Source organism: Acetobacter oeni (genome assembly GCF_011516825.1).
GTDB lineage: Bacteria > Pseudomonadota > Alphaproteobacteria > Acetobacterales > Acetobacteraceae > Acetobacter > Acetobacter oeni.
Genome location: NZ_WOTA01000021.1, coordinates 34,870 through 47,955 on the forward strand (window position 1 = coordinate 34,870; position 13,086 = coordinate 47,955).

Sequence of the window (13,086 nt, forward strand, 5' to 3'; positions counted from 1 at the left end):
CATGCTGCTCCGGAGTGTTTTTTTGACGGGCGTTATTGCTTTGATGCCCGTTACAGCAGCTTTCGCATCTGACGATAGCGTAGCGTCCCGCCCGGCCGTTCCCCCGGGGCCTCATACAGGCGGGATTCTGCGCCTGACAGCTCAGAACTCCGGTGGGACTCTGGATCCTCAGGTCAGCTATCTACATCTGAACTACCAGATCGAAGCCGTCGTTTATGACGGGCTGACCACATTCGCAAAAGCACCCGGAAGTCTCAATCGCCAGGCCATACCGGATCTCGTCGATTCACTTCCGGTTCCGGAAGATGGCGGACTGACATACAGATTTCACCTGCGACCGGGAATCCGTTTCTCGAATGGAAAATTGCTGACGCCTGATGATGTTGTCTCATCCATGCGACGACTTTTTAAAGTGAACAGTCCGACAGCCGGACCATATTACAGTCATATCGTCGGAGGCACCGCATGTCTGCACGCTCCGGAGCATTGCGTGCTGTCAGGAGGAGTCGAGGCTGATGACGTCACAGGAACAGTCACTTTTCATCTGACACATCCGGATTCCGAGTTTTTTGACAGGCTGGCATTTCTGCACGGCGCTATCGTACCGGCTGAAACACCTGCGCGTGACACAGGAAATACAGCGCCGCCTGGAACGGGGCCTTACTATATTGCCTCTTATGATCCGAATTCAGGAATGGAGCTTAAACGAAACCCGTATTTCCGCGAATGGAATCACGATGCACAGCCGGCAGCCTATCCGGACGCAATTCACTATGCGTTTGGTCTTGATCCCGAGGCTGCCATAACAGCCATTGAGAACGGTCAGTATGACTGGATGTACGAGAACGCTTCACTCGACCGGCTTGCGGAGATTGGCAGTAAATTTACAGATCGCATCCATATCATTGATTTCCTGAATCTTTATTATGCTGCTCTCAATGTTAATATTCCTCCTTTTAATGACCTTCGGGCCAGACGTGCATTTAATTACGCGCTGAACCGGAAGGCGATGGTGATCCATAGCGGTGGTTCGTCGGTGGCGGTGCCATCGTGCCAGATGCTGCCTGTGGGGGCTCCTGGTTTTGAACCAGGGTGCATCTATACGAAGGGAGCGTCCCCTGAAAACCCTGCGCCGGAGTGGAAGGAACCGGACATGGCCCTGGCGCGGCAGCTTGTCGAAGAAAGTGGGACCAGGGGGCAGCATGTCACTGTCATTTCGCCATCGGAACCGGGCTACGTTGCCCGCGCCAACGAATTACGGAGCACGCTGGCCAGCATGGGCTATGTGGCCTCTGTCCGTTCGATCACTCAATCCGTGCAGTTCAATTATATCCAGAACAGCGACAATCGTGTGCAGGTTGGTCTGACCGGCTGGAATGCGGATTATCCGTCCGCGTCAACTTACCTGCAGGCTCTGTTCTCCTGCGGAACATTTACGCCACATTCCGACAATTCGATCAACATCTCCGGTTTTTGTGACCATGACCTTGATGCCCTTATGGACCAAGCGGGCCTCGTTTCTGTTACAGACCAGAAAGCAGGAAATGCGTTGTGGGCTGAGGCATCCCGTCTGCTGATGGCGCAGGCCCCCGCAGTTCCGATCGATCAGGTACGCTGGGTTACGCTGACCTCTTCGCGCGTTCAGGGCGCTTTCGTGGCCCCGATTTACCAGGTGGTTTTTTCCCAGTTTCAGCTCAGATAGTATGCCATTTGTCGTATTTTCTTCTGGAATAATAACAGATAAAGCTCTTTCATATCATTCTGTCTCATTGCCATTCTGAGAAAACCATGTCGGAACCGGAACGTCCCCGGTGACATCTGCTTGTGGTTGACCCCCTCACAAGACGCATTATACAGCCTCTGTTCTCTGCTCTGTCATTGGCCTGCTTCGTGTTGCACATAGTGTCGATGTCAGACTTCGCGCCTGTTGGCTCTGTTCCGGGTTGAGAGACCTGTTACGATGATCATTCTGCTCAAAATCTAATATTCCGGGTGTGAAGGGGGTTTGCTTTTATGATGACACAGACCGATCCTGTGCCCTGCGCCGCCTCCGCACCACCCGGACCATGGCGAACCGCTATCCGGGCACTCAGCGTAAATCGTTCGGCCATGGCCGCATTCGCAACGCTGCTGTTTATCACAATTGCCTGTCTTATGGCGCCGTTTTACGCTCATGACATTGCACATACAGACCCGTTTACCTCCAATGTTGCCGGTTCATTTATGCTGCACGGTCAGGAAATTGATATTATGCAGCCTAATGATAACCCACTTCATCTCGGGCTCAGTCCGGCAGGACCGACCTGGCACGCTTCTGCTTATCTGCTCGGAGCAGACAGTCAGGGCCGTGATGTGGCGGCGCGGCTGTTATATGGTGGCCGAAATTCACTGATGATTTCTTTTTCGGCAGCACTGCTGTGCATCACGATGGCAGCAACGGTTGGTATTCTTGCTGGTTTTTTCGGTGGCTTTGTCGACCTGATCCTTTCGCGCCTGATGGATATCATGTGGGCAGTGCCGGTCTATCTGTTTGCAATTTCACTCTCGATCGTGACGATCAGTCAGGGCCTGAAGATCGGACCATTTACGATTGAAAGCGACAATCTTCTGATCCCGGTGGTGATCATTGCACTGGTGTACGTGCCTTATGCGGCACGACCGATCCGCGGGCGGGTCATGGCTCTGCGGAATGCTGAATTTGTAACCGCAGCGAAAAGCCTTGGCGTTCCGCGCTGGAGGATACTCGTGCTTGATATTCTGCCCAATGTTTCAAACACGCTGGTTGTGCTGACCCCCCTGCTGACAGCCCTGGCGCTCCTGGCTGAATCAGCCCTGTCGTTTCTGTCCATCGGCGTGCAGGCTCCGGCCGCATCGTGGGGAACAATCATTCAGGATGGTGAGGGCCTGATCTACACCCGGCCAATGGTCGCCCTTGCTCCCGGTCTTGCTATTGTGATGGTGGTGCTGGCCCTCAATATTTTTGGCGATGGCCTTCGTGACGCGCTGGATGTACGTGAAACCAGTCGAAAGAACGCGTAATGATCTCAGCCCTTCTCAAACGGCTCGGACAGACACTCTTCGTGCTTTTCGGCATTTCCGTTCTGGTCTTTCTTGTATTCTTTGCCACACCCGGAGCGGACCCGACCTCCCGCATCGCCGGCAAGAATGCCTCGCCGGAAACGATGACCAGGGTAAGACACGAATATGGTTTCGACCGTCCGCTCCCGGTGCAATATGCGACGATGATGAAGAAGCTCTTCATCACCCGTGATCTGGCATCCTACGTAGATCGTGGTGAACTGGTTGTGCCGGAAATCGTGAGAGCGGCGCCGGTGACACTGTCTCTGGCTACGGGAGCCGCAGTGATCTGGGTCGTTGCGTCCGTCGCCATGGGCACGGTTGCAGCAGCTTTTCGGCATACCTGGATTGACCGCAGTCTGATGATGCTTGGATTAATAGGAATTTCAATCCCTGTTTTCTGGCTTGGTCAGGTTGCAAACCTGATCACACAGGCCCGTTATCACGACACATGGTTGTTTTCCTGGGTTCCGGGGCTGGGATATATTCCGTTTTTAGAAAGTCCCGTCGGATGGTTCAGAGCCCTGATTATTCCATGGGTTGTCCTGGCGGTCCTGTTCATTGGAATCTACGGGCGTGTATTGCGAGCTGATCTTATTACAGTGTCAGGCGAGGACTTTATGCGCACTGCACGCGCCAAAGGGCTCTCTCCAACCCGCGTGCTGCTGGTACATGGATTGCGGACCTCCATGATTACCTTCGTTTCCCTGTTTGGCCTCGACTTTGCTCAGCTTATTGGCGGCGGTGCCTTGCTGACGGAAGTGGTGTTCGGATTACAGGGCGTTGGCCGTCTCACCTATCAGGCCCTGTCCAACCTTGATCTGCCGCTGATCATGGCAAGCGTGATGTATTCAGCAGTCTTTGTCGTGATGGCGAATGCCGTCGTCGATGTGGTCTATGTTCTGCTTGATCCCAGAGTTCGTGATGCACGCTGACGTTCCGCTTCTTGAGGTGCAGAATCTCTGCATCAGTTTCAGATCACACGGACGCAACGTGCCGATCGTCGAGAATGTCTCATTCTCCGTTAATATGCAGGAAATTCTTGCTATTGTCGGAGAATCAGGATCGGGCAAAAGCGTGACGGCCACAGCGATAATGGGGCTGATTGATACACGGGATGTAAAAATCACAGGATCGGCGAAATTTCGCGGACAGGAGTTAATCGGTTTACCACAGAAAGCTTTTCGACAGTTACGAGGGCGCCATATTGCAATGGTTTTCCAGGACCCGATGACAGCTTTCACCCCGGTTTATACGATCGGGTGGCAGATCGACGAACAGATCCGGGCTCATGAACGGGTTTCAAAGTCTGAAGCACGAGCCCGGACAGTGCAGATGCTGGGCAATATGGGTGTGCCAGATCCTGAGCGAACAGCAAATCGCTATCCTCATCAGCTTTCCGGTGGATTACGGCAACGGGCAATGATTGCAATGGCCCTGTCCTGTAACCCCGCACTCCTGATCGCTGATGAGCCGACAACTGCACTGGATGTGACTGTACAGGCTCAGATCCTCGATCTTATTCGCAATCTCAGACATGATTATGGTTCTTCTGTATTATTAATCACGCATGACATGGGGGTCGTAGCCGAAACATGCGATCAGGTTATGGTCATGTATTCCGGCCGGGTGGCAGAGTTCGGCCCGGGCGATGCGATTTTTGCGCAGCCTGCGCATCCATACACGGCGGCGCTTCTGGACTCTATTCCGCCGTTGACGGGTCCCCGCCCCACGCGGTTGCCGTCGATCGCGGGATCTCCCCCCTCCCCTTCCGAACGTCCTGCGGGGTGTGCTTTCGCCCCACGCTGTAACTACTCTCATAAGAGTTGCGAGACCGTCCCACCTCTCGTCACGTATGGACAGCAAAGTGTTGCCTGCGTTCTGCCCGTTGAAGGCCGCGCTTTACCATCTCGTGCTGTTACGAAAGATTTAGCGTGACCGGACCTTTGCTGCGCGCAGAGAACCTGCGTAAGGACTACAAGCTCTCCCGTGGGCAAAAACTCCGTGCGCTGGACAATGTTTCTTTCGACGTCATGCCTGGCGAAGTTCTGGGGCTGGTTGGCGAGTCCGGATGTGGAAAATCGACACTCGGACGATGTTTGTTGCGACTGACTGAGCTTTCATCCGGCAGGATTACATTTGACGGACAGGACATTTCATTCCTGAGTGAACGCGCATTGCGACCGTTACGGCGACAGATACAGATGGTATTTCAGGATTCTTACGCTTCATTGAATCCACGTCGAAGAATTGCAGATCTGATCGCAGAGCCTTTATGCGTCCATCGTGATAAAAATGGCTGCAAAAGAAGTGGGCCAGCCATTCAGGCGCGGCTCGCAGAACTGATGAATCTGGTTGGGCTTCCTGTTTCCGCTCTTACCCGATATCCGCACGAGTTTTCCGGCGGTCAGCGACAACGAATCAATATTGCCCGGGCTCTGGCCCTGGCCCCTCAACTTGTGATTGCGGACGAGCCGGTCTCCGCACTGGATGTTTCGGTTCAGGCTCAGATCGTTAACCTGTTTACTGATTTGCGAGAGCAGCTTGGCCTGACTTATGTTTTCATAGCGCATGATCTGGCTGTGGTAAGACAGATCTCAACACGCGTTGCTGTGATGTATCTTGGGGCAGTCGTCGAACTCGGCGATACTGACACCGTATTACATACTCCTGCTCATCCTTATACTGTGGCTTTGATTTCGGCTGTGCCCGAACCGGTTATTCGCCACGCCGCATCCCGCACGCTCCTGCATGGGGATGTACCCAGTCCGATATCGCCCCCCTCAGGCTGTCGGTTTCATACACGCTGCCCACACGCAGAAACCCTTTGTTCTGCTAAAGCACCAGACCTGCATTTACTGTCGGATGGACGCCTGGTTGCATGCCATTTTCCATTAATGGAAAATCTTTGATTTAATAATTTTCAGTAATTTCGAATAATTTTATATTACTTTCAACATTGTGCACAGCAAAACTTTTCAGCATTTTATTGCTATATCGAAACGATAAACTCCTATTTTACTGATGTAAAAAAAAATTTATACATAAACATATTTAATATAATAAGAATAGAATTGTATTAATGAAATATTATCATGGTCTTGCAGGTCGATTCAGGCCTCTATTATTGCGAGGACCATCATGTACGCATTACTATTTTCCGAGCCGGTTCTTGATCGCGACGTAATCCGTGTCGGAACCCGCGAAGGTATTTTTTCATCGCCACTGATCCGTGCCTGCGCACGCGGAGATCAGCAGGCAATCCGTGGTCTCCTGACCGGCTTCTGGCCTTTCGTGCAAGCCTTTGAACGGGCTATTGATCAACGGGTAGGCCATTTGCCGCTCCGTCCGCTGGTAGAGCGCTTCGGACAGTCCCGCGTGAAAGAGTTTTTCGGAGAGGCCCGCGAAGCTGTTCGTGAAATGAAAGACGAAGAAGGGTCACATGCGCTCTTATGGATTTCCGGTGCGGAAGAACTCGGCATCAACCTCAGTTCCGGCGACTACCCCATAATCGGGTCCGTTGAGGAACTGATCAAGGCGTCAACAAGCACGGATCCTGTCGAATTTTTTTCCTGGCTTGCCGGCGTGGAATATCTCGCAGAAGAATTGTCCGCCTATCTTTGCCATGCCCCTGCGTTCACCAACGCGTTTCCATCCCGCCGCTGGATCTGGGGAGAGGCGCACAATGCTCATGAGCATGACGGACCATCACATCTTGAGATTGATGAAGACCTGGCGCGCGCCTATCATCCTTCGCATGATCCAGCGGTCGTTGCCGCGACACTGGCTGCCAATATCGGTCGCTGCATACAGCTTTTTGATATCGCGGCCAGCGAGATTTTCACGGAGACGACACCACAACGAGAGATGGCGTAACACACCTTATAAAATTTGAATTTATAAAGATGGATATGTTATTATATTATTAACTGTTTTTCAAGAGGTTTGCAGTCGTGTGGCCGGTCAGATCTGACCGGCCACACGGGCGACCCTCTACAAACCGGGGTTACAACAATACAGCGCAAAGTCATCCATTCACCACACCCCTCGGCTCACCAACACGACGGTGACAGACGTCAGTCAGGAGCAGAGCAGTTTATCAGGCGTCTCATCGGTCTGGTCAGAGGGCCGGTTATACCGTTGCGTCTGAGGCAAACTGTCATTCTCCAGCGTCGAAGGACGCTTTTGCGATTGCTGCCATTCTATCTTGCCGCCAATGTTGTAAGTGCTCCTCTGACATTGTTGTTTTTCCGGACAGCTCACCCGTTTTATGTAATGAGCCTTTTAACCCTCATTGAGGCCATTGTTCTCGGTTACAGTACTTATATAGCGATTCGGCCAGCTTCTGCCCTTGCTTCGCCAGTGTTCGTTGCGTTCAATCTGACACTGGGTGTCTGCTGGGCCACACTGCCTGTCGTTGTTTTTCCGCATGGGTCCGGTCACGAGCAAACCCTTGTTGCCGGCGTTATTGTCGCTCTGATCGCTACATCGCTTTCAGTCTCACCCGTTATTCTTGGCACAGTTGCTCTTGCGAGTGCTATTATAGCAGGCTGTACTATCGCGCTTCTTAAAGCGTGGCACGTTCACCCACATCTGCTCTATCCGGTTCTTCTGACTGAACTGGCGATTTATGCAGGGTTTATTCTGGGATTGGGATGGGCTGTCTATGTACTTCTGACCCGCTACATGCTCGCAAGTCTTGATCTGGCGGAGCAGACAAACATTGTACGCCTGATGTTACGACGATCAGACCAGAGTGTGGGAGAATGGGTCTGGGAAACCACCTCTGACGGACGACTGAATGGCCCCGTTGCCGGACTTGAAGATATTCTCCAACTGTCCGGCACACTGGAAGGACGTCAGTTTCTGCAGGAACTGGCTGGAAATGCACCGGTTTCCTCTCAATGGCTTCATCTCGCCCAGTGCATGAAATCACGATTGTTTTTTCGGGACCTGGCGATTCCACTTACCCGAAACGGTAAAGAATGCGTGCTCTCCCTCACGGGACACCCTCTTTTCGAAAATGAGGAATTTATCGGTTACAGAGGTATCGGAGCCAATATAACGACAGGCTATGAAGAGGACCGGCGCGCCTCCTTCCGGGCGACGCATGATGGCCTGACCGGCCTGCCAAACCGTTACGCCTATGAAGATGCTCTCCGCGCAGCCCTCATGGCTTTATCCATGGAACGCGAAGCTTTTGCACTGATTGCAATCGATCTCGACGGTTTCAAAGCTATCAACGATTCCATGGGACATGTAGGTGGAGACTTTGCATTAACGGAGATTTCGCGACGGTTAACAACCTGTCTCACCGGCGAAGATGCACTCTTCAGAATCGGCGGCGATGAGATGATACTCATTCATCGGCGGGCAACGGTGGATTCAGCCATCCTGCTTGCCGGTACGATGCTCAGTCTGGTTTCCGAGCCCCTTACAATCGCAGAAACAGTTATCAGGCCGTCGACAAGCATCGGCATTGCGCTGGCTCCGCTGGCAGGATCCAGCGAAAGCGGCCTGCAGGAGGCAGCAGATCTTGCACTTTATGAAGCCAAGCGCCTTGGTGGAAACAGATTTCGGGTTTTTGAACCCTCTTATCGGACTGTTGCGGATTCACGCCGGGATCTGATCCGTGATTTGCGGGAAGCTGTACGTGACCAGTATTTCACACTTCAATATCAACCGGTCGTCAATGCGCAGACGCGACAGCTCGTTGGTTTCGAGGCGCTTGCCCGCTGGACACATCCTGTTCTCGGACCGATCAGCCCCGATCGTTTTATACGCCTTGCTGAAGAAGCCGGTCTTATGCACGAACTGGGATCATCACTGCTTCGTCAGGCATGTCTGACGGCTGTTCGCTGGCCGGAGCCGCTTTGGGTTTCTGTCAATATCTCGGTTGAACAGCTTTATCACCGAAATTTTATTGCTACTCTGAAAAACAACCTTGAACAGACCATGTTACCACCATCTCGCCTGCAACTCGAAGTAACAGAAACAATTTTCATGGAAGCCGATGCCACGACATACGGCGTTCTCCAGTCGTTACAGGCGCTGGGCGTTGACGTTGTACTTGACGATTTTGGCAAAGGTTATTCTTCACTCGGCTATCTGAGATTTTTTCCATTTTCGAAAATAAAGCTTGATGCAAGTTTTGTACGCGACATGCTTTCCGATCCGCGCAGCGCCGCCATAGTCAGCTCTGTTATTGCCCTGGCGGTGGACCTGGGCGTTGCTGTCACAGCGGAAGGCGTCGAAACAACAGAATATTTTGAACGGTTACGCGACAAAGGCTGCACGGAAACTCAAGGCTACCTTTTTGGTCGCCCCATGAAGCAGCAGAATGCCTCCTGCCTCGTAGAAATGCTGACGCGCAAAGAATCTTTTATAATGGACAGCGCAAGCACGGCACTGGCTACCAATATGATCTGACCGGATTCGTGATAAAATAAATATCCTCCTTTCGACCCGCACCCGCTTCAGCCGTGTCTTGTCGGGCTTTCAAACGCATCGCTAGCATTTATATAAGACCGCAACGAAAGGAACCAAAGGATGCGGCGGATCGTTTTCGCTCGCCGTAGTCAGCAGTCCTGCGAAATCTGTATCCACGGAGGCTCACGGACAGACTGATGGTTACGATTATCTGAGCGGATATTTTCTATCGCGGGGTTATGCTGTTCTTCGGCCCATGCCCCGCGGGTTTGGCAACTCATCTGGTCAGATTATTACCGGAGGATGTGATCTCGCATCAGTAGCCCAAAAAAATTCCGATGATATCCGTGTCATAACAAAGACGATTACAACTCTTTCTGTGATCAACAGTCAGAATATCGTTACCGCCGGAATCAGTTTCGGCGGCTGGTTACAGATGGCTATGGGAACCCGCCCACTTCCAGGCACAAAGGCGCAGATTTTATTCTATCCGATCATGCATGAATCCGATTGCCCCGATGACAGTAAACCTCTGACCGACGGCGCCGGAAAGTTTGGAAAAGCCACTAATCTTCCAACATTATGGGTTCAGGGCGATAATGACTCAAGCGCTTCCGCAACATTGTGGAAAGCCATTTATTCATTATATGAGACAGGAAATCCGATTACGACTCTGATAAATATCGGCATATTCGGGAGGGATTCTCATGACCTGCTGGACGATCCGGATGGCCTGTCACCGTGGATAAAGCAAGCGGATGCATTTCTTAAAAAATCCGGATTACCTGGAGATGTTCTGACACCAGCATATCTGCCGGTTCTGCCACCTTTGGCATCAGGTCTGGGCTCAATAGATGATTTCACTATCCTCCCGCAGCAGAATGATCTTATGCGTCAGGCATATCGAACTTTTTTGTCAAAACAGGCACCACGCGCTTTCGTCACAGGAGACAATGTCGCAGTCATCGGCACGGTAACCATTGACCCGATCGGACAAGCCTTAAGCAGTTGCCGCGCAGCAACAACAAATTGCCAGCTCTATGCCTATAACGACCGGGTCGTATGGAGCGGACCGGGCGCACAGGCCACAGTGCCTGAGTCGCTGATCATTCCGTCCGGGAAAACGGCAGGTATATTTTATTCCGCAATCAGAACCGACTGCACAGCACGATATCTCCCCGCTCTGCATATCCTTGAAAAACCTCAGCACGGCACCGCTACCGTTGTTGCAAAAGTTATGTCACATCCAGGCTACACAGGCCTGCTCGCTAAATGTAATGCACAATATGTGAAGGGATCAGGCATCCAGTATCAACCCGACGCAGGATACCGTGGAACAGACCAGATGGTAATTGGAAAACAGAACAGCGAAACCCCGAATGATGTTGACAAAAAAATTATATATAGAATTACAGTAAAATGAAAAATTTTTCTATTTGTAAAATATTTTATTATCACAATATATATTATAATAACAAATATTTAGATCGGACCGTTCTGCATATCTATTTCTGAATATTTTTCCATGGTTCAAAACCCCTTCATATAACGATAAAAAATAGTTGTATAAGCTGAAACCCACCCGGGCTTGCCGGATTTGCCCCGACACCATATTGTGCAATAAATTTTATCACTAAAAATAATAGTGATATTTCCTCTCTAGGGTTTCGGGTCTATGCCTCTGCATCTGCCGCCAACTATCTCACGCCGGGCTTTGCTTGGTGGCGGCCTTGCATGCGCCGGGATTGCTGCGCTTAGTCGCCAGCACCAGGCTCGCGCGGCAAAGACCCTGCTTAACGTCTCCTATGATCCGACACGCGAACTCTATCACGACATTAATACGGCTTTTCACGAAGACCGTGACATCCGGCGCAATGATGGTGCCATTGTCGTACGGACTTCGAATGGCGGGTCCGGCGCGCAGGCGCGATCGGTGCTTGAGGGATCTCCCGCAGACGTAGTTACTCTCGGCCTGGCGCGTGACATAGATATTCTTGCACAAAACGGTTTTCTTGCCCGTGACTGGCAAAAGCGGCTGCCACACAATTCAACACCTTTTACAAGCGCAATTGTTTTTCTGGTTCGAAAGGGAAATCCAAAGGCAATCACGGACTGGCCAGACCTTGTACGTCCCGGCATTCAGGTCGTGACGCCAAACCCAAAGACTTCCGGTGGAGCGCGATGGAATTACCTTGCGGCATGGGGGTGGGCACTGCGCCAGCCAGGAGGGGATGAGGCAACCGCACGAAACTACCTTAAAACGTTGTTTTCACACGTCCCTGTGCTGGATGCAGGCGCACGTGGCGCAACAAACAGTTTCGTGCAACGAGGTCTGGGAGATGTCCTGATCGCCTGGGAAAATGAAGCGCTTCTCGCAGCTAAAGATCTCGGGCCTGATAAATTCGACATTGTCGTGCCAGAACTGACAATTTTAGCGGAGCCTCCGGTGGCTCTGATTGACCGCAATGTTCATAATCACGGCACCGGGACAGAAGCACGGGCTTATCTGGATTTCCTGTACTCCCGCGAAGCACAGAAAATCGGCGCCTCCCACTATTTCCGACCTGTCGATCCGATCATAATCACTGAAAGCGCCTGGCGGTTCCCGACTGTGTCAACATTCGATATTGCAGACCTTGGTGGCTGGGTATCCGTGCAGAAAAAACATTTTTCCACAGGTGGCGTGTTCGATCAGATTTATAGTTCTGATGCTTAAGCCTGTTCATGCGCTGCGCGTGGCGTGGCCCCGGCCAGGAGATCCCCTGCCCGGCTTTCGCTTTGCTCTTATCACCACCGTCTTCTGGATCGGACTGATTGTAGCGCTGCCGCTTACTGCCCTGATCATACGCCCCTGGCAGGAAGGAACGGGGGCAATGGTGGCGGCCATGCAGGATTCGCGGATGTTTGCCGCACTGCGTATCAGCTTCACCACCGCGTTTCTGGCTGCTCTGCTGGATGTGCCGCTGGGGATCATTCTGGCCTGGTCTCTTGTGCGAGCACACCTGCCGGGGCGACGAGTGGTGGATGCGCTGATCGATTTACCATTCGCTATCCCGACGGCTGTTACGGGCATCACTCTTGCAACGCTTTACGGACCACAGGGATGGCTGGGCGCACCCCTTAAATACCTTGGCATCAGTGTTGCCTATACAGCCACAGGCATTGTCGTGGCACTGATGTTTGTTGGCCTGCCTTTTATCGTACGCAGTGTGGAACCGGTTCTGCGGGAATTTCCGCCAGAGCTTGAAGAAGCAGCCGGGTTACTGGGCGCCCGCCCGTGGCAGATTTTGACCCGGGTTGCCCTCCCGACTCTTATGCCGGCCATTGTGAGTGGCTTCGGTCTGGCTTTCGCCCGCGGCATTGGCGAATATGGCTCTGTGATCTTTATCGCCGGCAACCAGCCTTTCCGCAGTGAGATTGCTCCGTTACTCATTGTGGTTCGTTTGCAGGAATTTGATTACGCCGGAGCAACATCGATTGCATTCGTATTACTGGTTGCATCGTCAGTTTGTCTTGCTGGTGTGGCCTGGTTACGCCGGCGAGTGGCACGCGGTCTGATTGCCGGAGCAGATTCGTGAA

At 52.2% G+C, this 13,086-nt stretch carries 9 protein-coding genes and 1 pseudogene; all 10 read left to right on the forward strand.

Annotation, left to right across the window (positions count from 1 at the left end; translation table 11 throughout):
• Positions 1 to 22: 22 nt before the first annotated feature.
• The 10 genes and pseudogenes from GOB90_RS13390 to cysT all read left to right on the forward strand — a co-directional run bounded on the left by GOB90_RS13390 (position 23) and on the right by cysT (position 13,085).
• Positions 23 to 1,702, forward strand: coding sequence for an ABC transporter substrate-binding protein (locus GOB90_RS13390; RefSeq protein WP_242012023.1), 1,680 nt, complete (start codon positions 23 to 25; stop codon positions 1,700 to 1,702).
• Positions 1,703 to 2,013: 311 nt separating this feature from the next.
• Positions 2,014 to 3,039, forward strand: coding sequence for an ABC transporter permease (locus GOB90_RS13395; protein WP_373322080.1), 1,026 nt, complete (start codon positions 2,014 to 2,016; stop codon positions 3,037 to 3,039).
• Positions 3,039 to 4,013, forward strand: coding sequence for an ABC transporter permease (locus GOB90_RS13400; protein ID WP_146888669.1), 975 nt, complete (start codon positions 3,039 to 3,041; stop codon positions 4,011 to 4,013). Before GOB90_RS13395 ends, GOB90_RS13400 begins: the two co-directional genes overlap by 1 nt.
• Positions 4,003 to 5,016 (forward strand): ABC transporter ATP-binding protein, encoded by a 1,014-nt coding sequence (locus tag GOB90_RS13405; RefSeq protein WP_146888666.1) that lies wholly within the window; start codon positions 4,003 to 4,005, stop codon positions 5,014 to 5,016. Before GOB90_RS13400 ends, GOB90_RS13405 begins: the two co-directional genes overlap by 11 nt.
• Positions 5,013 to 5,990, forward strand: coding sequence for an ABC transporter ATP-binding protein (locus GOB90_RS13410; protein WP_146888663.1), 978 nt, complete (start codon positions 5,013 to 5,015; stop codon positions 5,988 to 5,990). Before GOB90_RS13405 ends, GOB90_RS13410 begins: the two co-directional genes overlap by 4 nt.
• A 229-nt stretch (positions 5,991 to 6,219) precedes the next feature.
• A complete protein-coding gene (locus tag GOB90_RS13415; protein ID WP_146888660.1) occupies positions 6,220 to 6,954 on the forward strand; it encodes a hypothetical protein in 735 nt (244 codons plus the stop codon).
• A gap of 399 nt (positions 6,955 to 7,353) precedes the next feature.
• Positions 7,354 to 9,507 (forward strand): putative bifunctional diguanylate cyclase/phosphodiesterase, encoded by a 2,154-nt coding sequence (locus GOB90_RS13420; RefSeq protein ID WP_206752480.1) that lies wholly within the window; start codon positions 7,354 to 7,356, stop codon positions 9,505 to 9,507.
• Between the two features lie 190 nt (positions 9,508 to 9,697).
• A pseudogene (locus tag GOB90_RS13425) lies at positions 9,698 to 10,930 on the forward strand (alpha/beta hydrolase family protein); the annotation flags it as partial.
• A gap of 252 nt (positions 10,931 to 11,182) precedes the next feature.
• A complete protein-coding gene (locus GOB90_RS13430) occupies positions 11,183 to 12,223 on the forward strand; it encodes a sulfate ABC transporter substrate-binding protein (protein ID WP_146888651.1) in 1,041 nt (346 codons plus the stop codon).
• The gene (cysT, locus tag GOB90_RS13435; RefSeq protein ID WP_146888648.1) at positions 12,216 to 13,085 is read left to right on the forward strand and encodes a sulfate ABC transporter permease subunit CysT; all 870 of its coding nucleotides are present in this window, start codon (positions 12,216 to 12,218) and stop codon (positions 13,083 to 13,085) included. Before GOB90_RS13430 ends, cysT begins: the two co-directional genes overlap by 8 nt.
• Position 13,086: the final 1 nt, after the last annotated feature.